The organism is Rhodanobacter sp. Root627 (assembly GCF_001427835.1).
Classification (GTDB): domain Bacteria; phylum Pseudomonadota; class Gammaproteobacteria; order Xanthomonadales; family Rhodanobacteraceae; genus Rhodanobacter; species Rhodanobacter ginsenosidimutans.
Map to the genome: position 1 here is coordinate 125,809 of NZ_LMGW01000002.1, position 24,749 is coordinate 150,557.

General features: G+C 66.4%; 20 protein-coding genes. 10 read left to right on the plus strand and 10 right to left on the minus strand.

Features of this window, described 5'->3' with window-relative positions; genetic code table 11:
• Positions 1 to 2: 2 nt before the first annotated feature.
• The 5 genes from ASD68_RS07960 to ASD68_RS07980 are packed head-to-tail and all read right to left on the minus strand — an operon-like array spanning position 3 to position 4,713.
• Positions 3 to 1,667: a sulfite reductase subunit alpha gene (locus ASD68_RS07960; protein WP_056605498.1), complete on the minus strand. Its 1,665-nt coding sequence runs from the start codon at positions 1,665 to 1,667 to the stop codon at positions 3 to 5.
• A complete protein-coding gene (locus ASD68_RS07965; protein WP_056605501.1) occupies positions 1,664 to 2,698 on the minus strand; it encodes an FAD:protein FMN transferase in 1,035 nt (344 codons plus the stop codon). The genes ASD68_RS07960 and ASD68_RS07965 overlap by 4 nt, the downstream gene beginning before the upstream one ends.
• A gap of 3 nt (positions 2,699 to 2,701) precedes the next feature.
• The gene (locus ASD68_RS07970; RefSeq protein WP_056605504.1) at positions 2,702 to 3,514 is read right to left on the minus strand and encodes a DUF4198 domain-containing protein; all 813 of its coding nucleotides are present in this window, start codon (positions 3,512 to 3,514) and stop codon (positions 2,702 to 2,704) included.
• 24 nt (positions 3,515 to 3,538) lie between these two features.
• Positions 3,539 to 4,054 carry a DUF2271 domain-containing protein gene (locus tag ASD68_RS07975; RefSeq protein WP_056607387.1) on the minus strand — a complete coding sequence of 172 codons (516 nt, stop codon included), beginning with the start codon at positions 4,052 to 4,054 and terminating at the stop codon, positions 3,539 to 3,541.
• Positions 4,055 to 4,068: 14 nt separating this feature from the next.
• Positions 4,069 to 4,713 (minus strand): PepSY-associated TM helix domain-containing protein, encoded by a 645-nt coding sequence (locus tag ASD68_RS07980; protein WP_056605507.1) that lies wholly within the window; start codon positions 4,711 to 4,713, stop codon positions 4,069 to 4,071.
• A gap of 184 nt (positions 4,714 to 4,897) precedes the next feature.
• Between ASD68_RS07980 and ASD68_RS17270 the strand changes: the two genes are divergently transcribed.
• From ASD68_RS17270 to ASD68_RS08000, 4 genes are all read left to right on the plus strand, one after another.
• Positions 4,898 to 5,440 carry a response regulator gene (locus ASD68_RS17270; RefSeq protein WP_235578682.1) on the plus strand — a complete coding sequence of 181 codons (543 nt, stop codon included), beginning with the start codon at positions 4,898 to 4,900 and terminating at the stop codon, positions 5,438 to 5,440.
• A gap of 318 nt (positions 5,441 to 5,758) precedes the next feature.
• Complete coding sequence (locus ASD68_RS07990; RefSeq protein ID WP_200945392.1) at positions 5,759 to 7,084, plus strand: TolC family protein; 1,326 nt, start codon at positions 5,759 to 5,761, stop codon at positions 7,082 to 7,084.
• Positions 7,081 to 8,199 (plus strand): efflux RND transporter periplasmic adaptor subunit, encoded by a 1,119-nt coding sequence (locus ASD68_RS07995; RefSeq protein WP_056605513.1) that lies wholly within the window; start codon positions 7,081 to 7,083, stop codon positions 8,197 to 8,199. Before ASD68_RS07990 ends, ASD68_RS07995 begins: the two co-directional genes overlap by 4 nt.
• On the plus strand, positions 8,196 to 11,261 hold the full coding sequence (locus ASD68_RS08000; RefSeq protein ID WP_056605516.1) for an efflux RND transporter permease subunit: 3,066 nt from the start codon (positions 8,196 to 8,198) through the stop codon (positions 11,259 to 11,261). Before ASD68_RS07995 ends, ASD68_RS08000 begins: the two co-directional genes overlap by 4 nt.
• 99 nt (positions 11,262 to 11,360) lie before the next feature.
• Here ASD68_RS08000 and ASD68_RS08005 read toward each other — a convergent pair whose 3' ends face one another.
• The 3 genes from ASD68_RS08005 to ASD68_RS08015 all read right to left on the minus strand — a co-directional run bounded on the left by ASD68_RS08005 (position 11,361) and on the right by ASD68_RS08015 (position 13,509).
• Positions 11,361 to 12,527 (minus strand): glycosyltransferase family 9 protein, encoded by a 1,167-nt coding sequence (locus ASD68_RS08005; RefSeq protein ID WP_056605518.1) that lies wholly within the window; start codon positions 12,525 to 12,527, stop codon positions 11,361 to 11,363.
• Positions 12,528 to 12,634: 107 nt separating this feature from the next.
• Positions 12,635 to 12,964, minus strand: a complete 330-nt coding sequence (locus ASD68_RS08010; RefSeq protein WP_200945357.1) for a non-heme iron oxygenase ferredoxin subunit — start codon at positions 12,962 to 12,964, stop codon at positions 12,635 to 12,637.
• Positions 12,961 to 13,509, minus strand: a complete 549-nt coding sequence (locus ASD68_RS08015) for a GNAT family N-acetyltransferase (protein ID WP_056607393.1) — start codon at positions 13,507 to 13,509, stop codon at positions 12,961 to 12,963. Before ASD68_RS08015 ends, ASD68_RS08010 begins: the two co-directional genes overlap by 4 nt.
• Positions 13,510 to 13,645: 136 nt before the next feature.
• Between ASD68_RS08015 and ASD68_RS08020 the strand changes: the two genes are divergently transcribed.
• Entirely contained in the window at positions 13,646 to 15,682 is a 2,037-nt protein-coding gene (locus tag ASD68_RS08020) for a M13 family metallopeptidase (RefSeq protein ID WP_056605521.1), read from the plus strand.
• 257 nt (positions 15,683 to 15,939) lie between these two features.
• On the opposite strand, the gene panE is transcribed toward ASD68_RS08020, so the two are convergent.
• Positions 15,940 to 16,875 carry a 2-dehydropantoate 2-reductase gene (panE, locus tag ASD68_RS08025; RefSeq protein ID WP_056605524.1) on the minus strand — a complete coding sequence of 312 codons (936 nt, stop codon included), beginning with the start codon at positions 16,873 to 16,875 and terminating at the stop codon, positions 15,940 to 15,942.
• A gap of 545 nt (positions 16,876 to 17,420) precedes the next feature.
• Here panE and ASD68_RS08030 point away from each other — a divergent pair.
• The 5 genes from ASD68_RS08030 to ASD68_RS08050 all read left to right on the plus strand — a co-directional run bounded on the left by ASD68_RS08030 (position 17,421) and on the right by ASD68_RS08050 (position 23,314).
• Positions 17,421 to 17,960, plus strand: coding sequence for a spore coat U domain-containing protein (locus ASD68_RS08030; protein WP_056605527.1), 540 nt, complete (start codon positions 17,421 to 17,423; stop codon positions 17,958 to 17,960).
• A gap of 4 nt (positions 17,961 to 17,964) precedes the next feature.
• On the plus strand, positions 17,965 to 18,687 hold the full coding sequence (locus ASD68_RS08035) for a fimbria/pilus periplasmic chaperone (protein ID WP_056605530.1): 723 nt from the start codon (positions 17,965 to 17,967) through the stop codon (positions 18,685 to 18,687).
• Positions 18,688 to 18,855: 168 nt separating this feature from the next.
• Positions 18,856 to 22,011 (plus strand): fimbria/pilus outer membrane usher protein, encoded by a 3,156-nt coding sequence (locus ASD68_RS08040; protein WP_162247412.1) that lies wholly within the window; start codon positions 18,856 to 18,858, stop codon positions 22,009 to 22,011.
• Between the two features lie 68 nt (positions 22,012 to 22,079).
• Positions 22,080 to 22,481 carry a spore coat U domain-containing protein gene (locus ASD68_RS08045; protein WP_235578683.1) on the plus strand — a complete coding sequence of 134 codons (402 nt, stop codon included), beginning with the start codon at positions 22,080 to 22,082 and terminating at the stop codon, positions 22,479 to 22,481.
• 95 nt (positions 22,482 to 22,576) lie between these two features.
• Positions 22,577 to 23,314 carry a DNA-formamidopyrimidine glycosylase family protein gene (locus tag ASD68_RS08050; protein ID WP_056605540.1) on the plus strand — a complete coding sequence of 246 codons (738 nt, stop codon included), beginning with the start codon at positions 22,577 to 22,579 and terminating at the stop codon, positions 23,312 to 23,314.
• On the opposite strand, the gene ASD68_RS08055 is transcribed toward ASD68_RS08050, so the two are convergent.
• Entirely contained in the window at positions 23,299 to 24,711 is a 1,413-nt protein-coding gene (locus ASD68_RS08055; RefSeq protein ID WP_056605542.1) for a pyridoxal-dependent decarboxylase, read from the minus strand. The genes ASD68_RS08050 and ASD68_RS08055 overlap by 16 nt on opposite strands.
• Positions 24,712 to 24,749 lie beyond the last annotated feature (38 nt).

Below are 24,749 nucleotides of genomic sequence, written 5' to 3' on the forward strand. Positions count from 1 at the left end.
CTTCAGTAAACGTCGCGGCGATAACGGCCTGTTTCGCGCAACTGCTCGACGGCCGTCTCACCCAGCACCTCGCACAACACCGCATCCACCGCCGGCGCCATGCCCTGCAGGCTGCCGCAGACCTGGATCGCCGCCCCGGCCGCCACCCATTCGCGCAACGTGCCCGCCTGCTCATGCAGGCGCCGCTGCACGTAGATGCGCTCGGCCTGTTCGCGCGACCAGGCAAAATCCGCGCGTTCCAGCTGGCCCTGAGCCAGCCAGCGGTTGATCTCGTCACGGTAGGGCAAGTCGTGCGCCTGCTGACGTTCGCCGTACAGCAGCCAGTTGCGGTAGCGGCCTGCATCGATCCGCTCCTTCAGCAACGCGCGCAGGGCGGCCATGCCGGTGCCGTTGCCGATCAGGATCAGCGGCCGCGCATCGGCGGGCGCATGGAAGGCGGCGTTGCGGCGCACGCGCAGGGCGATCTCGCTTCCGATCGGCGCATGCATGGTCAGCCAGCCCGAGCCGATGCCCGGCGTTCCATCCGGCGTGTTCTGCTGGCGCACCAGCAGGTGGATGGCACCATCGGCCGGTACCGAGGCGATCGAATATTCGCGGTGCGGCAACAGTTGCAGCCGGGCCGCCACCGCAGCCTCGTCCAACCCCGTCATCTCGCCGGGCACCGGCAGGCGACAGCGTGCCAGCAGGCTGGACAGGGTCAGTGATTCCTTTCCAAACATCACCATGGCGTTGCCGTCGAGCGCGTGCGCCGACAGCCACTGGACCACGTCGGCGGGCGCATGCCGCGGCCCGATGTCCACCAGGTCGCCAGCCTGCCAAGACACCGCGCCGTGCAGCGGTCGCAAGGCCAGATGGAAGCAGGGGCCGCCCAGGCTGCCGGCATTGAGTAGTTGCCGTTCCGCCAGCTGCCATGGCTGATAGCGCGGCGGCTGCCAATCCGGCAGGTCGCGCACGTCGCACAGCGCGGCCAGATGGTGCTGCCAATGGCGCAGCGCGGCGGCGTCCTCGTCGTCCACTTCCACCGGATCAAACAGCGCCTGCGCGCCGCTGGCCCGCAGCCAGCGCTGCAACTGGCGGCCGAAACCGCAGAACTCGTCGTAGTCGCTGTCGCCCAGCGCCAGCAGGCCGTAACGCACGCCGGCCAGATCCGCCGCGTTCGCCATCGCCTGATGGGCGAAGGCGACGGCCATGTCCGGCGGCTCGCCATCACCGGTGGTACTGACCACGAACAGCGCACGCGAGGTATCGCGCAGGGCCGCCAAGGTCGACGCGTCGATCGCATCCACGCGCGACGGCACGCCCGCCGTCTGCAGGCTTTGCCAGGTTTGTCGCGCCAGTTGCTCGGCCAGGCCGGTCTGGCTGGCGTAGAACACGCGCACCGTATCCGCCGCCGGCGCGGGTGCCGCCGCGGTTTGCGCTGCCGGGGCGGCCGCTACGGTTTCACCGCCTTCGGTCCGTCCGCGGCGGTGACGGAACCAGCCCACCAGCGCCATCCAGCTGCCCAGCAATCCTGCCGCAGCCAGCCAGCAGTGGCGGCCCGGATCGTGCCACTGCACCGCTTCGACGCGGCAGTACCACAGCAGTGCGGCCAGCAGGCCGAACGTCGCCAGCAACATGCCGTTACTGACGGCGGCGAGCCGGCCGAACGTGTCGTGATCGCGTTTCATCGGCGCACCACCGCAGCGAATGCCGGCGACATCCGCTGCACGAAACCATCGGCCGTGCGCACGATCATCAACACGGCCAGGCCGTGCGCCCGCGCGTACGCCATGCCCTTGTCGGCGCCCATCACGCTGAGCGTGGTGCCCAGCGGATCGGCTTGCATGCACTCGTCCGCCAGCACGCTCACCGAAGCCACTTCGTGCGGCACCGGGTAACCGCTGCGCGGATCGATGTGGTGCGAGTAGTAGCGGCCGCCGTCCTCGAACACGTGGCGGTAGTCGCCCGAGGTGGCGATGGCGTGCTCGTCCAGTGCGACGGTGTCGATCAGTTCATCGGCATCGACCACCGCGCCGGCCGCCGCGTCCGGGCGCTCGATGCCCACCCGCCACACGCTGCCGTCCGGCTTGCGTCCATGCGCCCGCAGCTCGCCGCCGACCTCCACCAGATACGCCTCCACGCCCATCCGCTGCAGGTAGCCCGCGACCTGATCCACGCCATAGCCCTTGGCCACCGCGGACAGATCCAGGTACACGCTGCCCGGCTGGCGCACGCGGCGGGTGGCGGGATCGATCTGCACTTTCCACCAGCCCACCCGTGTCTGCGCCGCTGCGATCGCCTGCGCCGTGGGTGGATGACGCGGGCGCTGGTCGGGGCCGAAACCCCACAGGTTCACCAGCGGCCCTACGGTGGGGTCGTAAGCGCCGTCGCTGTCCTTCGCCAGTTGCAGCGCATGCCGCAGCACGGTGAAGAATTCCGGCGGCAGCTGCTGCCAGCTGCCGGCCGGCGCGCGGTTGAAGCGCGACAGGTCGGAGTCCGGCTTGTACGTGCTCATCTGGCCATCCACCCGATCCAGCTCAGCCTGGATGCCCCGCTGCAACACGTCCGTGGCGTGCGTCGGCGACAGCTCCACCAGTACCGACCAGGTGGTGCCCATGGTTCGCCCATGCAGGCGCTGCAGTTCCGCCGCCGCGACGGGTGCGGCCGCAATCAATGCAATGAGGAAAACCAGGCAGGCGAGCAGACGGAACCGCATCATCGATTACTCGGGCAAGACCTCGAGCGTGGCGGTGTACGACAGCCGGCGCTTGCTGGCCTGCTTCACGCCGGCCTTGTCGTCCTGCGTGGCCGCGTTGACCCAATACATGCCCGGGTGCGGCCAGGTCAGCGTGAACCGGCCGTCCGCGCCGGTCTGCGCGGTCATCTCCTCCTGCGCATTGCGGTAGCGGGTGGCGCCGGCGATGGCGCTGACCTTGAGGCCCGCGGCCGGCTTGCCGTCCAGCAGCAACTGGAACGTGGCCGGCTCGCCTTCCACCAGATCGGTAACGCCGGAAACCGGCACCAGTTCCAGCCCCTGCCCGCTGGGCTTCAGCGCGGTGGCGTTGGGCTTGCCGTTGGTGACGAAGGTTTCCACGCGACTGCTGGAGGCGGTGACCTCGACGTCCTTCGCGCCTGCAGGAATCGCCGTGGCCAGCTCAGCGGCATCGCCGCGCCAGCGCTTCTTCTGGCCGTTCAACTCATAACGGGCGAACAGGCCCCGGTTCACCAGCGCCAGCTTGTAGGTGCCTTGCTGGCTCAGCTCGACGTCGAACACGCTGCGGTATTTGCCGGTGGCCGCGTTCTGCGGTTTGGCCGTCTGGCCGTCCGGCGCAGTGATCACCAGCTGCTCCAGCGGAGCCGCGTGGTGATCGGGGAAAAACAGGTCGTTGGAGATCGCCGCGTCCACCGTCACCCACGGGTCGGCACCGGCCACGTTGGTGGCCGAGGGCACCATCCACATCTTGTGCGCCTGGGCCGCCAGCGGCGTGGCGATGGCGGCGGCAAGGACGATCCATTTCAGTGTGCGCTTGTGCATGTTCGCTCCAGGGTTCGGCATGTTCTAGGGGTTGAGGTCGAGACTGACGGCGCCGAGTTCGCTGCTGCCTTGCGCGCTCAGGTGTTGGGTTGCGCTGACCGGCCAGGTGAACGGCAAGCGCACCACTTCGCGACCACCGACTTCGCGCGCGGCCTCGACCACCAGCGTGTAATCGCCCGGCGCCAGCGTGCCCAGCGGCGCCTGGCCGTCGACGAACTTCAGCTGGTACTGTCCGGCCGGCCGGGTGGCGCCGGATACGCCATCGACCGGCAGCGACAGTTCGCGGCCACCGCGTCGCCACCATTGGCGCAGGTCGGGTAGCCACTTGGTGCCGGCGCCTTCCTTGCTGTCTTTCTGTGCGTACCACGCCGCGAGCTGGGCGGCCACGCTGCGGTCGGCGCGCTCGATCCAGATGGCGGCGTAGGGCCGGTGGTACTCGGCCACCTTCTGCTCCGGAATCTGCACGGTAAGGTCCAGCTCGGCCGCCGCCAGCGGCGTGGCCAGCAACAGCGCGAGGGTGCAACACAGCAAACGACGCATGGGCATGAATCCCGTCAGTGAATGAAAAGCAACGCCAGCAACGCGGGCAGCACCAGCCCCAGCGCCACCAGCGGCCAGGTGGATACGCGGCGCGCGGCGTGGAACTTCAGCAGGAACAGCCCGGTGATCGAAAACACCAGGCAGGCCAGCGCGAAGACATCGATGAACCAGCCCCACACCGGCCCGGCATGGCGGCCCTTGTGCAGGTCGTTGAGGTAGGCCACCGCGCCGCGACGGGTCACCTCGAATTCCACCGCGCCGCTGGCGCGATCGATGCTGAGCCAGCCATCGCCGCCGGGGCGCGGCAGCGACAGATAGATCTCGTCCGCCGACCATTCGCCCGCACGGCCGGCAACATGGGCCGACAGGGATTCATCCAGCCAATCGGCCACCGCGTCCGGCAACGGCGCCGCCTTGCGCGCATCCTCACCCGTCACCATCGCCAGCAGCGCCGGCGGCAACGTCGCCGCGCGGTCGACGACCTTCGGCGTGGCCTCGATCTGCCGCGCGTGATTCAGGGTGATGCCGGTCAGCGCGAACAGCAGCAGACCGATCAGGCACAGCGCCGAGCTGATCCAGTGCCATTGATAGAGCTGGCGCATCCAGAACGCACGGCGTTGCGGGCGAATTGAATCGGCAGATGCTTGCAGCTGAGCCATGGTTATCCGTAGTTCGCACACCCGCACTCACGCCGGGAACTGCGGCGAACAGGCAGGGTCAGGATGAGCGCACACTCGCCTCGGGCGAGCGCGCCGACTGGTGCATATTAGACAGTAAATAAGAATCAATCTCAACTTCAAGCGCCCTGAAACAGCCCGTGGTTTCCCACCTTGCGGAGTAACCATGCGAATTCTTCTGGCCGAAGACGATGGCTCCATCGCCGAAGGCATCAGTGCGTCGCTGCGCCATGGCGGCCACACCGTGGATCACGCCGCGCGCGGCAATCTCGCCGATGCGGCGTTGCGCGAGCACGACTACGACCTGGTGGTACTGGACCCGGGCCTGCCCGCGCTCGACGGCAGTGAAGTGTTGCGCCGGTTGCACTGTCGCGGCACCAGCATGCCGGTATTGGTGGTGGCTGCACGCGATGGCCTGGCCGAACGTATCCGCGTGCTCGACCTGGGTGCGGCTCATCTGCAGCAGGTCGACCTGGCCGGCCATGCCTTCGCACGAGCCGATACGGCCGGCGCGCCAGTTCTGCTCCAGCACTTCCCAACCGGGGCGGCCGAAACGATCGAGCAGCGAGTCGATCACATCCTCGACGGAAATGGTGCCGTCGAAATCGCACAGGATGGTCCAGCCGGATACGGGCATCGCGAGCTCACATCGGCAGCAGTCCAGCAAAGCTTAGGAAGGCTGCCTTCCTGCGCCTTTCCTGGTTTCTAAGCCAACGAAAAGCTGGCGCGCGTAGCGTCGCCCGATAGAAACCAGCGGGCTTGCTGGCCGGGAGGGTGTGGACATGCGCGCTGCCAATCCTGTTGTTCGGCCTCGACAATCGCCACTGATCATCGAATGGCTGCCAGGCGGCTTCCAGATCGGCTTCATCCATCATTTCACGTGACCACCAGAATCCGCCCGCCGCACGCCAACCCTCGTCGCACGCGTACCGATCCGGTCGCGACACCCACCGCCGTGCGCCCGCGCCCGGCCGTTCGCAGCCGTTCACTTCGCCACGGCATCCGCATAGGCCTGTTGATCGGCACCATGCTGATCCTGACCGGCTGCGCCACCTACTCCGCACTGCCGCTGGGCGACGGGCACGGCGCCTCCAGCGTGGCGCAACTCACGGCGCCGACGTCGGCGATGCCGCTGCCCGTGCTGTCGACCCATCGCTTCGATCCGTCCGATGGCCTGGATGCAACCGAGCTGGCGATGCTGGCGGTGGCGAACAGCCCGGCGCTGAAACTCCGGCGCGACGAACTGGGGCTGGCCCGCGCGCAGGCGTTCGCGGCCGGCCTGCTGCCCGACCCGCAGCTGAGTCTGGGTGCGGATTTTCCGCAGCACTCCGGGCCGGGCCTGAGCAAGGCATTCAACCTCGGCATCAGCGAGGACATCAGCGCGCTGCTCACGCGCTCCTCGCGCACAGCCGAGGCGCGCAGCCACGTCGAGCAGGTCAACCTGGAGCTGCTGTGGGCGGAATGGCAGACGGTGACGCAGGCGCGCCAGCTGTTCGACCAAGTCGTCGCGTTGCGCGCGCAACAACATCGGTTGCAGCTGGAAGCGGATGCGCTGGCGCCGGTGGACCGCCATGTGCAAATGGCGCTGCAAGAAGGCAACCTCAGCTACGACACGGCCAGCGCCGGGCTCAATGCCGACGCCGACGTGCGCAAACGCCTCGGCGACACGGCAACACAATTGCACCAGGCGCAGAGCGATCTGCACGTGTTGCTGGGGCTGGCCGCCAGCGCGCCGATCGAACTGGTGGAGGGCACCGATCCCGTTCAACCCACTGCCGCGCAAATCCAGCAGGCATTGACCGACCTGCCCGCGCGGCGGCCTGACCTGCTCGCGCTGAAGGCCGGCTATGCGGCGCAAGACGCAGCGCTGCGCGGCGCCATCCTGGCGCAATTCCCCGCGCTTACGCTGGGCTTCAACACCGCACGCGACACCAGCGCCGTGTACACCAAGGGTTTCAGCATCGGCATCAACCTGCCCTTGTTCAACCGCAACCGCGGCAACATCGCGATCGAACGCGCCACCCGCGTGCAGCTGAAGGATGCGTACGACGAGCGCGTGCTCACCGCCCGCAGCGACGTGGCGCGGCTGCAGGCCGACCTGGCCACGCTGGATGCGCAACGCGCGCCACTCGTCGCCCACGTTGGCCAGCTGGACGCGGCGCGGCGCGCAGCCGAAACGGCGTGGCGCGGGCAGTTGCTGGATTGGCCCACCTACCTTGCCATCCGCAGCAACGCGCTCAGCGCCGACCTCGATCTGCTCAGCTTCCGTCAGCAGCGCACCAGCGCTGCCGTTGCACTGCAGGCGCTGCTGGGCAGCGCCGACATTCCCGTCGCCAGGAAATCTTCCCCATGATTCGCCGCTACGTGACCTCATACCTCGGCGCCCTGGCCGTGCTCGGCTTGCTGGCCGGCTGCGACGGTGCCAGCCCACCCCAGCCCACTGACGACAGCAACACGGTGACTGTCACCACCATGACGCCGCGGCAGCAGCTGTTCCACGACACGATCGAGGCCATCGGCACGGCCGTGGGCGATCCGAACCGCGCGCGCACCTTGAGCCTGGCCCATGGCGGCCAGGTCGTCAGCGTGGCCGCCAATGCGGGGCAACGCGTGCAGCGTGGCGCGACACTGTTGACCATCAGTCCCGACCCGACGACGCGCCAGGCCTTCCAGCAGGCGCAGACGGCGCTGGAGCTGGCGCGCGGCGACCTGCAGCGCACCGAAAAACTTGTCGTGCAGCGGCTGGCCACGCAATCCCAGCTGGCCGCCGCCCGCAAGAGCCTGGCTGATGCGCAGGCCGCACTGGAGGCCCAGAAGGCTATCGGCGGCAGCAGCGCCAGCGAAGCGGTAACGGCACCGGCCGACGGCGTGGTGACCGCGTTGCGTGTGGGCCTGGGTGAGCGCGTGGCGGCGAACGCGCCGCTGTTGGATTTCACGCCGGCACACGCCCTGGTGGCGCAACTCGGCGTGCAGCCGCAAAGCGGCGGGAAGCTGAAGGCGGGCATGCCGGTGCAATTGAAGAGCGTCTACGCGCCCGCGGAAACTTTTGTCGGCACGCTGCGCATGGTCGGCCAATCCATCGATCCGCAGAGCCATCTGCTGCCCGCGCAGGTCGAGCTGCCAGCCAGTACGGGCACCAGGCTGCTGGCCGGCACGGCCGTGACTGCGCAGATCGACGCCGGCAATTTCCGCGCATGGGCCGTGCCGCGCAAGGCCGTGCTGCACGACGACCAGGGCGACTATCTGTTTCAGGTGCACGATGGCCACGCCAAGCGCGTCGACGTGACGGTGCGCAGCCCCGATGGCGACACCGTCGGGGTGCAGGGATCGATCGACCCACGTGCGCCGATCGTGGTGCTTGGCGTCTACGAACTCGGTGATGGTGACGCGGTAACGGTCAGCGCGCCGAAGGACGGCGTAGCGGCCGCCGCCATGCAGCCCCCAGCCAGCTCGAGTTCGTCGACGTGAACTTCAGCCTGTGGATGCAGCGGCATCGCCGCTCGTTGCTGTTCCTGGTTTTCATGCTGGCCGTGGGCGGCATCGCCAGCGCGTTCTTCATGCCGGTGGCGCTGTTTCCCGACGTCGCCTTTCCGCGGGTGCAGATGAGCCTCGATGCGGGCGACCGGCCAGCCGACCAGATGGCCATCCAGGTGACCACGCCGGTTGAAGTGGCGGTGCGTCGGGTACGTGGCGTGCGCGATGTGAAGTCCACCACCAGTCGTGGCAGTGCGCAGATCGAGGTCAGTTTCGACTGGGGCTTCGACATGAACGCGGCGCTGCAGGAGATCAACGGCGCCGCCAGCCAGGTGCTGGCGCAGCTGCCCGCCGGCACGCAGCTGACCACCCGGCGGATGGACCCCACCACCTTCCCCGAACTCGGCTTCAGCCTGCGCTCGCACACGCTGTCGCCAAGCGACCTGCATGACCTGGCCCAGTACCAGTTGCGGCCGTTGCTCAGCTCCGTCACCGGTGTGGCGAACGTCGACGTGCAAGGCGGCGCCGCGGCCGAATTCCATGCCGACGTGGACCCACAGAAGTTGCGCGCGCTGGACCTGAGCCTGGCCGACGTGACCACGGCGGTGAGCCACGCGGCCACGATCCAGGCGATGGGCCGCGTGTCGGATCACTACAAGCTGTACCTGCTGCTGGCCGACAACCAACCGACCACGCTTGCCGCGCTGGGCGACATCGTGGTGCGGGCGAACCTGGGTGGCGTCATTCGCCTGAAGGATGTGGCGCGGGTCAGCCTCGGCCATGTGCCGCAGTGGATCCGGGTCAACGCCGACGGCCAGAACGCGGTGCTGCTGCAGGTCTATCAGCAACCCGGCGGTAACAGCGTGCAGATCGCCAGGGACGTGAGGCAGAGGCTGGCCGACTACGCGCCGCAACTGCCCGCGGGCGTGCACATCGCTAACTGGTACGACCAGACCCAGCTGGTGACGGCGGCGGCCGGCAGCGTGCGCGATGCGATCCTGATCGGCATCGTGCTGGCGGGCCTGGTGCTGTTCGTGTTCCTGCGCAACACGCGGGTGATCCTGATCGCGCTGATCGTGGTGCCGGCGGTGCTGGCCATCACCATGCTGCTGCTGTCCGTGCTGGGCATGAGTTTCAACATGATGACCCTGGGCGGCATGGCGGCCGCCGTGGGCCTGATCATCGACGACATCATCGTGATGCTGGAACACATCATGCGCCGGGTTGCCGGCGGTGCCGGCGAGATCCACCAGCGCGTGGCCGAAGCGGCGTGGGAATTCACCCGGCCGCTGAGCGGTTCCAGCGCCGCCACCATCGTGATCTTCCTGCCGCTGGCGTTCCTGACCGGCGTCACCGGCGCGTTCTTCAAGGCGCTGTCGCTGACCATGGCCAGCGCGCTGATCATTTCCTACCTGCTGACCTGGGTGGCGGTGCCACTGCTGGCCGAGCGCTTTCTCGATCGGAAACATCTTGCCGAGCCCACGCAAGACCGATTCGCCCGCCGCATGATGGCCGGCTACCAGAACACGCTGGCGCGCGGGTTGAAGCGGCCGTGGCTGGTGCTGATCATCATCGTCCCGCTGCTCGCGCTTGGCGGCCTGGCTTTCACCCAGGTCGGCTCCGGCTTCATGCCGAAGATGGACGAGGGCGGTTTCATCCTCGATTACCTGTCGCCGCCGGGCACCTCGCTGGAGGAAACCGACCGCCTGCTGCACCAGGTCGAAACCATCATCCGCGCCAATCCCGATGTCGACACCTATTCGCGGCGCACCGGCCTGCAACTCGGCGGCGGCCTGACCGAAGCGAACACCGGTGATTTCTTCGTGCGCCTGAAAAACGGCGCGCGGCCCTCGACCGAGCAGGTGATGGAAACGGTACGCAGCCAGATAGATAAGCAGGTGCCGGGGCTGGACGTCGACGTGGCGCAGTTGATGGAGGACCTGATCGGCGACCTGGTCGCGGTGCCGCAACCGATCGACGTGCAGCTTTCCGGTGCCGATGCCGCCACCTTGAACGTCACCGCGAAAAAAGTCGCCGCAAGAATCCGCAGGATCGATGGCGTGGTCAGCGTGCTCGACGGCATCAACCCGGCCGGCGACGCGCTGACCATCAAGGTGGACGAAACCAGGGCCGCACTCGAAGGGCTCGACCCGGTCAGCGTCACCGACCAGGTGGCCGCGGCAGTCGACGGCACGGTCGCCGCCAGCATGCCCGAGGGCGACAAGCTGGTGGGCGTGCGCGTGCGGCTGCCGGAAAGCGCGCATCGGCGCATCGAGCAGATCAACCAGTTGCTGATCCGCGCCCCCGATGGCCACATGGTGCCGCTGTCGCGCGTGGCCACCATCACCCCCGTGCAGGGCCAGCCGGAGATCACGCGGATCAACCTGAAGCGGACGGTCTCGGTGACCGGCCGCCTCAGCGGCCGCAGCCTGGGCGCCGCCGCCGCCGATGTGAAAAAGGTGATGAGCACCCCGGGCCTGCTGCCCAGGGGCGTGGTCTATCAGCTGGGCGGCACTTATCAGCAGCAGCAACAGGCGTTTCGCGGATTGATGATCGTGATGGCAGCGGCGATCGCGCTGGTGTTCACCCTGCTGCTGTTCCTGTACGAAAGTTTCCGCGTGGCCATCACCATCCTGGCGATGCCGCTGCTGGCCATTCCCGCCGTGTTCGTGGGGCTGTGGGTTACCGGCATCGAGCTCAACATCTCGGCGATGATGGGCATGACGATGATCGTCGGCATCGTCACCGAGCTGGCGATCTTCTATTTCTCGGAGCTGCAGGAAGCGGAGAAGGAACACGAACTGCACGCCGCACTGCACGCGGCCGGCGAACACCGCACCCGGCCGATCCTGATGTCCACGCTGGCGGCGGTCCTGACCCTGCTGCCGCTGGCGCTTGCCATCGGCCGGGGTTCGCAGATGCAGCAGCCGCTGGCCATCGCGATCATCTCCGGCATGCTGGTGCAGCTGCCGCTGGTGCTGCTGGTGATGCCGGTGCTGTATGCGCTGCTGCGTCGCCGCGACAACACGCAGGGTCCGGATTCGACGCGTCAGTGACGCAGCTCGACCGCGCCGCGTTCGGGCGTTGGCGGTGTGCTGACCGCGGGACGATCGTGATCGCATCCGGCGTGGATTCGCACCGCGTGGCGAGGCAGGTCAGCCCCGCGACGACGTGCCGCCGGCCACCTGTTTCGGCGAGAGCTTCGCGCACCATTCGGCGGCGGCTGTCGCCACCACCACGGCATGCATCCCGCGGGTATCCAGCGCGGCGTTGGCACCGCCGCAAGGCGCGTACTTGGTCGGGTCGGTCACCGAAAACAAGCCAAGCGTCGGCGTGCCGCTGGCGGCAGCCAGGTGCATGACGCCGCAGTCGGCGCTGATGAAGCCATCCATGCAGGCAATCATCGCGGCCAGCCGGCGCAGGTTCTGCGAGTAGAACGGCGTCAGCCGCGACCCCAGTTGCGAGTGCCCATGCGCGGCCAGCAAATCCACCAGTTGCACTTGCGGGCACAACGCCTGGAACGTGTCCACGAACTGGTTCCACCAGCTTTCGCTGTAACACTTGGCGCCGGTGGCATTGGGGAAGATCGCCACCGTCATGCTGTGCGACCCACGCGACGCGCCACAAACGCGGCCCATGACCTTGGCCGCCTCCTGTATTTCGCGCGGCGTCAGATCGAGATTGAGTGGCGGGTAATCCGCACGCGTGGGGCCGGCATATGCCTGGCGCAGCAGGAAAACACTTCGATCGGCGAGATGGCGCGGCCATGCCAGCGCATGCCATGCCGACCCCGGATTCATCCTCGGGTCCGGAAACCCCAGTTTGTATCGCGCGTGCGACAGGGCCAGCGCGATCCGCCCGGACTGCGACCCATGGCAGGCGTCGATGGCCAGATCGTAATGACACCGCCGCAGCGCCCGCAACGCGCGTATCGAAACCCACAGATGGCGGGCGATCTTCTGCGGCAGCACGAACACCTCGTGCACGCTGAACCGGTTGTCGTAGAGGCAGGCGGTGGCGTGGCTGCCCAGAATGTCGATCTCGGCACCCGGGTACAGCGTCTCGACCTCGGCGATCAGCGGACTGATCAACACGCTGTTGCCAAGCCGATGGTTCGGCCGGCAGACCAGTACCCGATGGATGCCGACCGTCGGCAGACCACCCGGCTCGCACAAGCCACGGCCCACCTTGCGAAACATGTGGCCAAGCACCCGCGCCACCGAATCCCGCCGCCACGCATCCCAGGGGAACGAACGTCGGAAAGCGCGCGGCAACGAGGGTCGCGCAATGGTGACGTGGCGAGCGAAGGGCGCGATAGTCATGACCAAAGCATGAAACCGCTCGCTTTCAATCTGCTTACGCTGGTGTGTGCTGGACGTTAACGCCGGCGCGCATTCTCGCTACGCCTGCAACACCGCGACCCGGGGCTTTACCGGTCGTCGCGGGTCCAGATGGCGCCGTCTTCCTCGCGCACGGGGAAGCTGGCAATCGGCTCGTACGCCGGTGGTTTCGTCACCGCGCCGGTGCGCACGTCGAAGCGCGCGCCGTGGCGCGGGCATTCCACTTCGAAACCGAATACCTCGCCGCCGGCAAGATCGCCGCCGTCGTGGGTGCAGGTGTCTTCGATGGCATACAGCGCGCCGTCGATGTTGTACACGGCGATCGGCGTGTCGCCATCCCACACGACCTTGTACTCGCCGGGCAGGAAATCGCTGCGCGTGCCAACGCGGATCCAGTCGTGCACGTTCCAGTCGCTCATGCCGCGGCCTCCGTCAGGTTCTTCAGCAGTACTTCGAAGCGCAGGTCGTCGCGGCGGGGGATGCCGAAACGCTCGTCGCCATACGGGAACGGCTCGAACTGGCCGGTGCGCTGGTAGCCGCGACGGCCATACCAGGCGATGAGTTCATCGCGCTGCACGATCACCGTCATGCGCAACGTGACGCAGCCCCAGGTTTCGCCCACGATGCGCTCGGCCTCGGCCAGCACGCGTTTGCCCAGGCCCGCCCCCTGCGCCAGCGGGTCGACGGCGAACATGCCGAAATAGCCGCTGTCGCCGCGTTGTTCCAGCTGGCAGCAGGCCATCAACTTGCCATCGCGTTCGGCCAGCAGCAGCTGGCTGTGCGGCCCGGCGATCAATGTCAGCACGTCATCGACATTGGTTCGCCGGCCATCGAGCAGGTTGGATTCGGTGGTCCAGCCGCGCAGGCCGGATTCGCCGCGATAGGCGGATTCCACCAGGTCGACAATGGCGGCGGCATCGGCGGCGCGCGCCGTGCGAAAGGTCAGGGCTTCAGTTTCCGTCATGCCCGACATGATAGTGGGCGGCCGCGTTCCGCCACCATGACCTGCGGCATGACCTTGGGCACTTCTGGCACCCTGCGTTGCTGCCTACGGTGCGGTTTCGACATTGACCATGCGCCGCGCGCACCCAGGAGATTCCATGACCTTCCGCATCGTCCGGCCGCTCGCCCTCGCCATCGGACTGGCCCTGTCCGTCCCGGTCGTCGCCGCATCGCACAGCGCGTTCGACGTGAGCGAGATCGACACCACGCTCAACGCCTGCAACGACTTCAACGGCTACGTCAACGCCAAGTGGGTGGCGGCCAACCCGATTCCGGACGACCGCACCCGCTGGGGCTCGTTCGACCTGCTGCGCGAAGACAGCCTGAACGTGCAGCGCACCATCGTGGAGAACGCCGCGCACCACGCGGCCACCGCGAAGCCCGGCTCGATCGAGCAGAAAATCGGCTACCTGTACGCGTCGGGCATGGACGAGGCCGCCATCGACAAAGCCGGCTTTGCACCGATCAAGCCTCGCCTGGCGCAGATCGCCGCGCTGCGCGACAGCGACGACGTGGTGCGCTACATCCGCGACAGCCATGCGCAGGGCGAGCCGGTACTGTTCCGCTTCGGCGGCAATGCCGACTTCAAGGATTCCAACCGGCAGATCGCCTACGCCAACCAGGGCGGCCTGGGCCTGCCCACGGCGGACTATTACCGCAAACCCGAACAGGCGGCGATCCGCAGCGCCTACGTGAAGCACATCGCCAGACTGTTCGAACTCACCGGCACCGCCAGCGCCGACGCGCAACGCCAGGCCACCGCCGTGCTGGCCTTCGAAACCCGTCTTGCCGCCGCCTCGCTGGTACCCGTGCAATTGCGCCAGCCGGAAAACCGCTACCACTACGTCAGCCTCGCCGAGGCCGACAAGGTGACGCCGAGCTTCGACTGGGCCGCCTTCTTCAAGACACAGAACGCCAACGTCACCGACGGCTTCTCGCTGTCGCAGCCGAAGTTTTTCGCCGAAGTGCAGCAGATGCTCGGCGACGAGCCGGTCGCCACCTGGCAGGCCTACCTGCGTTATCACGCCATCGACAACGCAGCGCCCTACTTGTCCACACCGTTCCAGCAGGCGGATTTCGCATTCCACGAGCAGGCGCTGAACGGGCAGAAAGACATCAAGCCACGCTGGAAACGCGTGCTGGAAGCCACCAACGATGCGATGGGCATGGCGCTGGGCCAACTCTACGTGGCCGACCATTTCTCGCCGGTGGCCAAGCAGCGCGCCCAGCAACTGGTCGACAACCTGCGTGCCGCCTTCCGCACCCGCATCGAACAGCTGCCGTGGATGAGCGATGCCACCAAGCAGAAGGCGCTGCAGAAATGGGCCACCTTCGTGCCCAAGATCGGTTACCCGGACAAGTGGCGTGACTGGTCCGGGCTGACGCTGGCGCCGGACAACTACTACGCCAACATGCAGGCCGCGTCGAAGTTCGACCACGACTACCGCATGGCCAAGATCGGCAAGCCGGTGGATCGCGACGAATGGGGCATGACGCCGCAGACGGTGAATGCGTATTACAGCGCGCAGAAAAACGAGATCGTGTTTCCCGCGGCGATCCTGCAGCCGCCGTTCTTCGACGCCAACGCGGATGACGCGATCAACTACGGCGGCATCGGCGCCGTGATCGGCCACGAGATGGGCCACGGCTACGACGACCAGGGTAGCAAGTTCGATGCGCAGGGCAACAACGTCAACTGGTGGACCGACGCCGACCGCGCCGCATTCGAGGCACGCACCAAAAAGCTGGGCGCGCAATTCGACGCCTACGAACCGCTGCCCGGCAAACACGTCAACGGCCAGCTGACGATGGGCGAAAACATCGGTGATCTGGGCGGGCTCAACGCGGCCTACACCGCGCTGCAGATGGCATTGTCGAAAAACCCGGCCGAGGCCAACCGCAAGATAGACGGCTATACGCAAGACCAGCGCTTCTTCCTCAACTGGGCGCGCGTGTGGCGCGGCAACATCCGCCCCAAGGCACAACTCACCCTGCTCAACACCGACCCGCACGCGCCCGCACCATTCCGCGCCATCGGCGCACCATCGAACATGCCGGAATTCGCCAGGGCATTTCAGTGCAAGCGCGGCGACGCGATGGTGCGCGATGGGGAGAAGCAGGTGAAGATCTGGTAGGCGACGTGGTTTGCTGACCGACTTACCGTCCGGGCTGCGCGGTTGCGAAAATCGGAGGACCCGCTTGCTTCCCCTGCGTAGCGGGGGAAGCTGCCCGGAGGGCTGATGGGGGCGCTCCTCAGTCGGCGTAAAAAGCCAACAGCGGCGCGGCTTTTGCCGCGTGCCCCTTCCGCCTTCCGGCACCTTTCCCCCGCAAGCGGGGGAAGGAACAGCATCGCGCTTCGCGACTGCTCAGACCGACCGGCGAGCGCTCAGGGTCAGACTGATCGCGTCTCCGCCATGCCCGCCTCGTACACCTTCAGATTCGCGTAAACCACCGCCAGCAGCGACGACGTGGCGTGTTGCGAATCAGCTCGCGCCAGCATGTCGCCGATGACGTGATCGGCCTCGATCGCATGGCCATGTTGCAGGTCGCGCAGCATCGACGCGGTTAGGCTCGAACCGGCTTCGGTGAGTATCCCGCGGGCACGTTGCAACGTGGCCTCGCCCGGCGCATGCCCGGCGCGTTCCGCCACCACGCGGCACTCTTCCAGCAGCGCCAACGCCGCCGCGGTGCCACCGGGTGCGGCGACGATATCGCCGACCGGGCCGCGCATCAGGCAGGTGATGCCGGCCAGCGACGCCAGGAACACCCATTTGTCCCACATGTCCTGCAGCACGTGCTGGCTGGGGCGGGCGTCGAAACCGGCATCGCTCAGCTCGCCCGTGATGCGCTGCATGCGTTCGGATGCGCTGCCGTCGCGTTCGCCAAAGGTGAGGCCGTGCGTCTGGTTCAGATGCCGCACGGCGCCGTCCCCATCCAGCGTGGCGGCGATCACGCACTGCCCGCCCAGCACATGCTGTGCGCCGAAACGCGCCTCCAGCAGATCGAGCTGGCGCATGCCGTTCAACAACGGAAGGATCGCGGTATCCGGCCCCACCGCCGACGCCATGTCGGCCATTGCCTGTTCCAGGCCGTAGGCCTTGCAGCTGAGCAGGATCAGGTCGTACGGCTCGCGCAGCGCCGCCGCCACTACGGTCGGCGGCGCCGGCAGGTTCACATCGCCGGCGAAGCTGTGGATCGCCAGGCCATGCTGCGCCAGTTGCGCCGCACGGCGCTCGCGCACCAGGAAGGTGACATCGCGCCCGTGCTGCAGCAGACGCCCGCCGAAATAACCGCCGGTGGCACCGGCACCGATAACCAGAATACGCATGACTCAGACTCCGTGGAGGTTGTGGTCGATGGATGCGTCCGACCGACTGCATGACATCTTCCCACTCCACGCACATTGATTCGCATTTGGAAACATTGGTGGTTTGTGCCAGTCGCGGTATGGCCAATGGCAAGCGAATAGCGCCGGGGGAACGAGGCAAGCATTCGAATATGAAGGCGGCGAAACAAGCGCGAGAATTTCCATCCATTGAGTGCACCAACCCCGTGACTTTCAACCGTCTGTCTTTCCACGCGAACTCAAGAGTTTTTCTTCGACGCCGATGAATTGACGAGGGAGATACCCATTCAACGCCAAGCAACGGACCGGCCTCCCCCATATCCGAAGAAAATGAGATGTGTGTCACATTTTTTCTGGCTGGAGATTTTCATGTAGCCGGAAATTCGCGTTTTAGCCTGCTTCTTGCATCGGATTTCAAGCCGGTCTGGCACACCATCAGACGACACGTTTTCGACAATTCCTTCAACCGCGGTACTTCGTTGACCCAGCCTCGATGGCGGTCACATTACTTGCAGGGGAAAACAAACATGCAAACCAAAACCCGCTTTACCCGCTCCACCGTCGCCGCGGCGCTGATCGTGGCGTTTGCTGCCGTCAGCGGCACGGCCATCGCCGGCACCGACACCGATAATCTGTCCGTTACCGCCACCGTCAGTGCGAACTGCACCGTCGATTCGACCACGGCGGTAGCCTTTGGCACCTACGATCCGGTGACGACTAACGCGAGCGACGCACTCACGAGTTCGGGCACAATCAATACCACCTGCACCAGTGGCTCCGATGCGACCATCACACTCGGTCAGGGCGAGAATTTCGACACTGGGTCCACGGATGCCGTGCCGCTTCGTCGAATGGTTGGCGCTGTCAACGGCCAGTTTCTCTCCTATGAGTTATGCCAGGACAGCGTCACCTGCTCCATGGCTTGGGGCAATGATGCAACGACCGGGAAATCAATCACGGGCTCCGGCACCTCGGATTCCGTCACCGTGTACGGATCCGTGGCGGGCGCCCAGAACGTCGCAGCGGACTCCTATTCCGACAACGTAGTAGTCACTGTGACGTTCTGACACCATGAAAGCGATTTTCCCCCAGGCCGCTTGCGGCCTGGTTCTTTTCGCGGTCACCGTCAGTTCGGTGATCGCCGGATCGTTCCAGGTCAGCCCGGTATCGGCCACATTGACCCGAGGCCAGCCGGTCAGCGCGCTGACCGTGCGCAATACGGGTACGGAAGCGGCGGTGATCCAGCTCGAAGCCGTGGCCTGGTCGCAGCCGGACGGGAGAGATCAGTACGCTCCGGCCGTGGACATCCTGGCGACCCCGCCCATTTTCACCATCGCCCCAGGGGGCACCCAAGTGATCCGGGTGGGATCGCGGCGGCCGCCCGACACCACCGAACGCGCTTATCGGCTGTTCCTGCGTGAAGTGCCATCGCCCCCCAAGCCCGGTTTCAGCGGCTTGCGGATGAGCTTGCAGATAAGCCTGCCGATTTTCGTACTCCAGGATGTCGCGGTGGCGCCACAACTGGAGTGGCAGATGGAGAATACCGCTGCGGGCCAGACCTTGATCCACGTGACCAATCGTGGTCAGAAGCACGCCCGCCTGAGCAGATTCAAGCTATCCACCACCTTGGGCAACAAACCCCTGCCCATGGAGGACCACGTCGTTTACGTGCTGCCCGGTGCCACGCACGATTGGCTGTTGAACACCCCGATCGCGCCCGGCAGCAAACTGCATCTTGCTGCGCAGTCCGATGGCCGCAGCATGCAGACCGACCTGATCGTGGCCGAAAAGTAAGCGGGCCGTGGTCCAGACGCCGCCATTGCAGTCCGAACGGGTGCGATCCGCGCCCAGTGGAAGATGACGCGTTCGGGGCCCGCCGCAGCCACGCCCATTTCCCCGCGTGTTGGCCTGCCTGCCGACCTCCGTCGTTCTTTCGTACCCGCGCACAGAACCAGTGCCGCCGTGGCATGTCTTGCCGTGCTGTTGGCCACTGTGCCCGATACGTCGAAGGCGGCGGTCGAGGTGCAGGCTGTACGTGTGGGTTTGGATACGGAACACACCCGGCTGGTGCTGGAATCGGACAAGCCGATCCGCGCCCGGATGGAGCGTGATGCACGTACCGGCGCGCTGGTCGTCGATCTCGATGACGTGTCCATGGGGCAGACCCTCGCCGGCCTGGGCAAGGCGATCGGTGCGAACAATCCCTTCATCGCCGGTGTCCGGCTTTCTCCCACAGGCACTGGCACGCGGATGGAGCTGACCGCGCCGACGAGCATCACGCCGCGGATATTCAACCTGCGCTCCGGCGGTGGGCACGCTGACCGTCTGGTGATGGATTTCTACCGCGATCCGGCGGAACCAGGGCAGGAAAACTCCACCGTCGGACTGATCCCCTCCGACGCTGCGGCAACGCCTGCGGCAACGGGCGTGGTCCACGTGAGCACCGTCCAGGCAGCACTGGTACCGGACCGCATCCGGCTGGTGCTGGAGTCTGACCGCCCCATCCAAGCCCGTGTCATCAACCCGACCGAGCCCGGTGAAACGCTCGCCGTCGACCTGGGGGACGTTGTGCTGGATGCGGTATTGCAAAGCCTGTCGGACAAGATCAGGCGCAACCCGTTCCTGACGTCGATCCGATTCAGTCGCGATGCGGCTGTTACGCGCATGGATCTGACCACGCCGACCGCCATCGCCCTGCAGATTTTCCATCTCGCACCGGTCAACAACCACACCTATCGGCTTGTGGTGGACATCGTTCCAACCGTGACCATGTCGGTACCTCCGCTGGATACGCCACCCGCATCTGTGGACGCGGTCTCCAGTACGGCGGTGGCGACGCCAGCGCCGATGCCGCCTGCACCTGTCGCTGCGCCACCACAGAATACGAGCGACTCCCTGACGGAAGCCTGGTTCGAGGTGCATGTGAATGGCATGCCCGAGGACACCGTGCTGGTGCTGCAGGATGCCAATCGCAATGTACTGGTTCGCGCCGCCGACCTCGAACGCTGGCGCATCCCGGTCGCCGACGTCGCCGTAGTCACCCATGGTGCGGACGATTACCTTCCGCTGTCGGCGATCGCGGGGCTGACTTATCGGATCGACTCGTCGCAAGGCACACTGCTGCTGGACGTATCGGCGAGCCGGTTCGCAGCCACCCATTTCAGCGGCATCTCGCGCGCCGCCGACCAGCCGATGCCTTCGCCGCCTGGCGGCTACGTCAATTACGACATCTTCGGCGCACGCGGCGCGCATGGGTCGTCGCACGTCAACGCGTTGCTGGACGCAGGCGTATTCGGCAGCTGGGGCTCCGGTTCGAGCACGTTCCTGGCGCGCCATCGTGATGGCAGCAATCGGACGCTGCGCCTGGACACCACCTGGACCCACGACCGCCCGGCGGACATGGCCAGCCTGCGCTTTGGCGACGTGATCAGCGCGCCCAGCAGTTGGGGCCGTGGCGTGCGGTTCGGCGGCGTGCAGTGGGGCACCAACTTTGCGACCCAGCCGGGCTTCATCAGCTTTCCGCTGCCCACGCTGGACGGCGTGGCCGCGGAACCGTCCACCGTGGATTTCTACGTCAACAACGTCCTGCGACTGCGGCGCAACGTGCCCAGCGGGCCGTTCACCATCCAGGATCTCCCCATCGTCACCGGCCAGGGCGACATCCGCATGGTGGTGCGCGACATGCTGGGTCGCGAGCAAGTGGTGACCCAACCGTTCTACGCAAGCGGCGGCTTGCTGGCGGCGGGGCTGCGCGATTATTCCTATGAACTGGGTTTCGAGCGCGAAAATTACGGCCGGGTCAGCAACGACTACGGACGGCTGGTTGCCGCCGCCACCGAGCGACGTGGCTTCTCCGACAGCTTCACCGGCGAGCTGCATGTGGAGGCCACGCACGATCAGCAGACCCTGGGCATCGGCAGCACCGTGTTGCTGGGCAATGTCGGCGTGCTGACGGCATCGGTGGCCGGCAGCCACGACCGTGCCGGCACGGGCGCGCTGATGGAGCTGGGCATCCAGCATCAGTCGCGCTACCTCAGTTACGGTGCGCGCACCCGGGTGACCACCGACGGCTTCACCCAGCTGGGCTACCTGCCGACGACACATCCACCGCGGCAGACGTCCAGCGCCTTCGTGAGTATGTCCGCCGGCCGCGTCGGCTCGCTGAGCCTGAATTACACGTACCAGGATCTTCGCGACCAGGACGACGTCGAGCTGGTCGGCCTCAGCTACAGCCGTTCGCTCGGCTGGCTTGGTTATCTCTCGCTGTCGGCACTACGCTTTCTTGGCGACGATCCCGCGCCACTGTTCTCACTCAACCTCACCGTGCCGTTGGGCGCGGCCGACAGCGTCAGTTTCAGCGGTCAGAGCCGCGCCAGCGACAGCCACGGCAGCGTGCAGTATCGGCGTAGCCTGCCGGTGGGTACCGGCGTGGGCTATCGCCTGCAGGCGGGGCTTGCCGCGAACGATCCGCGCCAGGCCGACCTCACTTTGCAGAACGACGTAGGTACGTACAGCGTTGGCGTTGCATCGAACCCGGACGGGCAGGCATATCGGATGGGCGTCCGCGGCGGCATCGCGCTGCTGAGTGGCAAGGTATTTCCCAGCCGCCACATCGATGGCAGCTTTGCGGTAGTCCAGGTGCCCGGTTTTGCCGACGTGCGCGTCTACGCCGACAATCAGCAAGTCGCCACCACTGACAGCGATGGTTACGCGCTGGTGCCGCGCCTGCGCCCATATCAGAAAAACCCGATCCGCATCGAACAGGCCGACTTGCCGATGGACGCGCAGATCACGGGTCTGCAACTCGATGCCGTGCCGTACTACCAAAGCGCATTGGCGCTGACCTTCCCCGTCACGCGTTCGCGCGGCGCGATCGTCGTCATCAAACTCGATGACGGCAGTGCCCTGCCGGCCGGGGCCGAAGTGACCGTCGATGGCAGCACGATGGCTTTCCCGGTCGGCCTGCGCGGCGAGGTTTACCTGACCGGGCTGGACGAAACCAGCCGCCTGCACGCCACCTGGAACGGACAGAGCTGCGACATGACGATAAGCTTCCCCGATACCAACGACCCACTGCCCCGCCTGGGGCCGGTCACCTGCCAGGGGATCGATCCATGAACCCTTCACCGTGCGGACAGGTTGCCTTTCACCCCGCGCGCCGGCGTCTTGCGCGCCTGCTGGGCGCCATGGGAATGCTTGCGATCGCGCCGCTTCACGCAGCCACCTGCAGCCTCAGCGTCCAGCCACTGGCTTTCGGCAACTACGACTTCCAGAGCAGCCAGGATCTGGAGAGTGTCGGTCACGTCATCGTGACCTGCGATGTCAGCAGCAGTTTCACCATCGCGCTGAGCCCAGGCAACGGCAGCTTCGCCGTACGCAGCATGCAGAACGGCGCGCACCAGCTCTTCTACAACCTCTACACCGACCCCACGCGAACCATGGTCTGGGGCGATGGCAGTGGCGGCAGCACGGTGGTTGGCGACAGTGGCATCGAGGTGGACCGGGCCGTGTACGGAAGCGTGCCCGCGGGGCAAAACCCGTATATCGGCGTGTACAACGACGCGATCACCGTGACGCTTTCCTTCTGAGCGACAGCCACGGGGCGGTGCGCCGTGCAGGCCTTCACTCCCCCTCAGCACCCGTCCGAACAGAATGCACCGGTCGTCGCTGCGCAGAAACTCCCATGCCGGAAGGTCCGTCCATCGTCATCCTGCGCGAGGAAACGGCCCGCTTCGTCGGCCAGCGCATCCTCACGGCCGAAGGCAACGCGAAGATCGACATGACGCGGCTGCCGGGCAAGCGCATCGAAAGTCTGCGCAGTTTCGGCAAGCAGACGCTGATCGAACTCCCCGACGTCACCATCCGCATCCACCTGCTGATGTTCGGCAGTTACCGCATCAACGAACACAAGGATGCGGCACCGCGGCTGGGTCTGGGTTTCGACAATGGCGAGCTGAACTTCTATAGCTGCTCGGTGCGCTTGCTGGACGGCGACCTGGACGAACTCTACGACTGGCGCGGCGACGTGATGTCGGAGGCGTGGGACCCCGCGCTGGCCCGGCGCAAGTTGCGCGCGATGCCCGACACGCTGGTCTGCGATGCGCTGCTGGACCAGAACGTGTTCGCCGGCGTCGGCAACATCATCAAGAACGAGGTGCTGTACCGCATCCACGTGCATCCCCTGTCCACCGTGGGCGCTTTGCCGCCGCGCAAGCTGGGTGAACTGGTGAAGCAGGCGCGCGAATACAGCTTCGAATTTTTGGCGTGGAAGAAGGCGTATGTGCTGCGCAAGCACTGGCTGGTGCACAACCGGAAATGCTGCCCGCGCCATGACATACCGTTGACCCGCGCGTATCTCGGCAAGACCAACCGGCGCACGTTCTTTTGCGAGAAGTGCCAGAAACGCTACGGCGACGGATGAACCGCCGCAGTCGCCAGCCGTTTCAGCGCCACATAGGTCTGCTCGACATCGGCATCGGTGGTGCGCCAGTTGCACAGCGCCGCGCGCAGCATCGGCTGGCCGTCCAGCACCGATGGCGAAAGGTACGCGGTGCCGTCCTCATGCAACGCCTTGTGCAGCCGCTGCAGGGCCGCCGCATCGCCGTTGGCCAGCGTGAAGCACACCACGTTGAGCCGCACCGGCGCGGCCAGCCGGAACAGCGGATCGGCCGCCAGCAATTCACCCAGGTAACGGGCCGACGCGCAGTTGCGTTCGACCAGCTCGGCGTGGCCCTCGCGGCCGTAGGCCAGCAGCGTCATCCACAGTGGCAGGGCGCGGAAGCGGCGGGAGTTCTCCGGCGCCAGATGCAGGTAGTTGTCCTCCACCGCCAACGGCGCCGGCAGGTAGGCCGAGCGGTTCTGGAAGACTTCCAGTTGCAGTGGCAAATGCGCGGTGTACGTCAGCGCGCAGTCGTAGGGCACGTTGAGCCATTTATGCGCATCCACGGTCACCGAATCGGCGGCCTCGATACCCGCCAGCAGGCCGCGATACTTGTCGGAAGCCGCGGCAATGCCGCCGAACGCGGCATCCACGTGCAGCCAGAACGGGTGGCGCGCCTTCAAGGCGGCGATGGCCGCGAGGTCGTCGAAATCCACCGTGTTCACCGTGCCGGCGCTGGCCACCACGGTACACGGCGCACCGCCGTGTGCCGCCAGTGCGCGTTCGAGCGCAGCCACGTCCAGCGCCTCGCGCCCCGGCAGCAAGGGCAGCGCATGCAATTGCCCATGACCGATGCCAGTCATGCTCAACGCCTTCGATGTACTCGAATGGCTCGCGCCGGCAAACACCGCCATTGGCGGCAAACCCCACACACCGTCGACGGCGACATCGCGGCCATGCTGTTTGCCGTACCACTGCCGCGCCAGCGCCATACCCACGTAGTTGGCCATGGTGGCGCCGGTGACGCACAGGCCCGTCCAGTGTTCCGGCCAATGCAGCAGCTGGCGTAGCAAGTCCACCGCCTGCGCCTCGATCGCTGCCGCGCCGGTGTCGCCGTTGCGCTGGGCGTTCTGGTCGTAGCTGCTCACCAGCCAGTCGGCCGCCAGCGCAGCCGGCGTGGCGCCACCGACCACGAAACCGAAATAGCGCGGGCCCGGGCTGCCGGACATCAGTGGCACCCAATCCTGCTCGAAACGCTGCAGCGCGGCGTGCGCGCCAAGGCCGTGCGTCGGCAGAGGTGTGCGCAATGACAGATCGGCCGGCAGGTTGGCCGCGACCGAACGTTGCGGCAGTTCGTGCAGATAGGTGCCGGCCATCTCGCGAGCACGATCAAGGATGGCGTCGAAGTCGGCGAGGTCGCTGCTCAGCATGGGATGCATGGATTCGCCCTTGGAAAAACGCGGTCTGCCGATGGCTT

Coding starts and splice junctions, on each gene's coding strand:
- ASD68_RS08005 (WP_056605518.1), bottom strand. CDS start 12,527: ATGACTATCGCGCCCTTCGCTCGCCACGTCACCATTGCGCGACCCTCG.
- ASD68_RS08035 (WP_056605530.1), top strand. CDS start 17,965: ATGAAAGCGATTTTCCCCCAGGCCGCTTGCGGCCTGGTTCTTTTCGCG.
- ASD68_RS08050 (WP_056605540.1), top strand. CDS start 22,577: ATGCCGGAAGGTCCGTCCATCGTCATCCTGCGCGAGGAAACGGCCCGC.
- ASD68_RS07970 (WP_056605504.1), bottom strand. CDS start 3,514: ATGCACAAGCGCACACTGAAATGGATCGTCCTTGCCGCCGCCATCGCC.
- ASD68_RS07975 (WP_056607387.1), bottom strand. CDS start 4,054: ATGCGTCGTTTGCTGTGTTGCACCCTCGCGCTGTTGCTGGCCACGCCG.
- ASD68_RS07990 (WP_200945392.1), top strand. CDS start 5,759: ATGCTGATCCTGACCGGCTGCGCCACCTACTCCGCACTGCCGCTGGGC.
- ASD68_RS08015 (WP_056607393.1), bottom strand. CDS start 13,509: ATGACGGAAACTGAAGCCCTGACCTTTCGCACGGCGCGCGCCGCCGAT.
- ASD68_RS07995 (WP_056605513.1), top strand. CDS start 7,081: ATGATTCGCCGCTACGTGACCTCATACCTCGGCGCCCTGGCCGTGCTC.
- ASD68_RS07965 (WP_056605501.1), bottom strand. CDS start 2,698: ATGATGCGGTTCCGTCTGCTCGCCTGCCTGGTTTTCCTCATTGCATTG.
- ASD68_RS07980 (WP_056605507.1), bottom strand. CDS start 4,713: ATGGCTCAGCTGCAAGCATCTGCCGATTCAATTCGCCCGCAACGCCGT.
- ASD68_RS08045 (WP_235578683.1), top strand. CDS start 22,080: ATGGGAATGCTTGCGATCGCGCCGCTTCACGCAGCCACCTGCAGCCTC.
- ASD68_RS08020 (WP_056605521.1), top strand. CDS start 13,646: ATGACCTTCCGCATCGTCCGGCCGCTCGCCCTCGCCATCGGACTGGCC.
- ASD68_RS07960 (WP_056605498.1), bottom strand. CDS start 1,667: ATGAAACGCGATCACGACACGTTCGGCCGGCTCGCCGCCGTCAGTAAC.
- ASD68_RS17270 (WP_235578682.1), top strand. CDS start 4,898: ATGCGAATTCTTCTGGCCGAAGACGATGGCTCCATCGCCGAAGGCATC.
- ASD68_RS08030 (WP_056605527.1), top strand. CDS start 17,421: ATGCAAACCAAAACCCGCTTTACCCGCTCCACCGTCGCCGCGGCGCTG.
- panE (WP_056605524.1), bottom strand. CDS start 16,875: ATGCGTATTCTGGTTATCGGTGCCGGTGCCACCGGCGGTTATTTCGGC.
- ASD68_RS08010 (WP_200945357.1), bottom strand. CDS start 12,964: ATGAGCGACTGGAACGTGCACGACTGGATCCGCGTTGGCACGCGCAGC.
- ASD68_RS08055 (WP_056605542.1), bottom strand. CDS start 24,711: ATGCATCCCATGCTGAGCAGCGACCTCGCCGACTTCGACGCCATCCTT.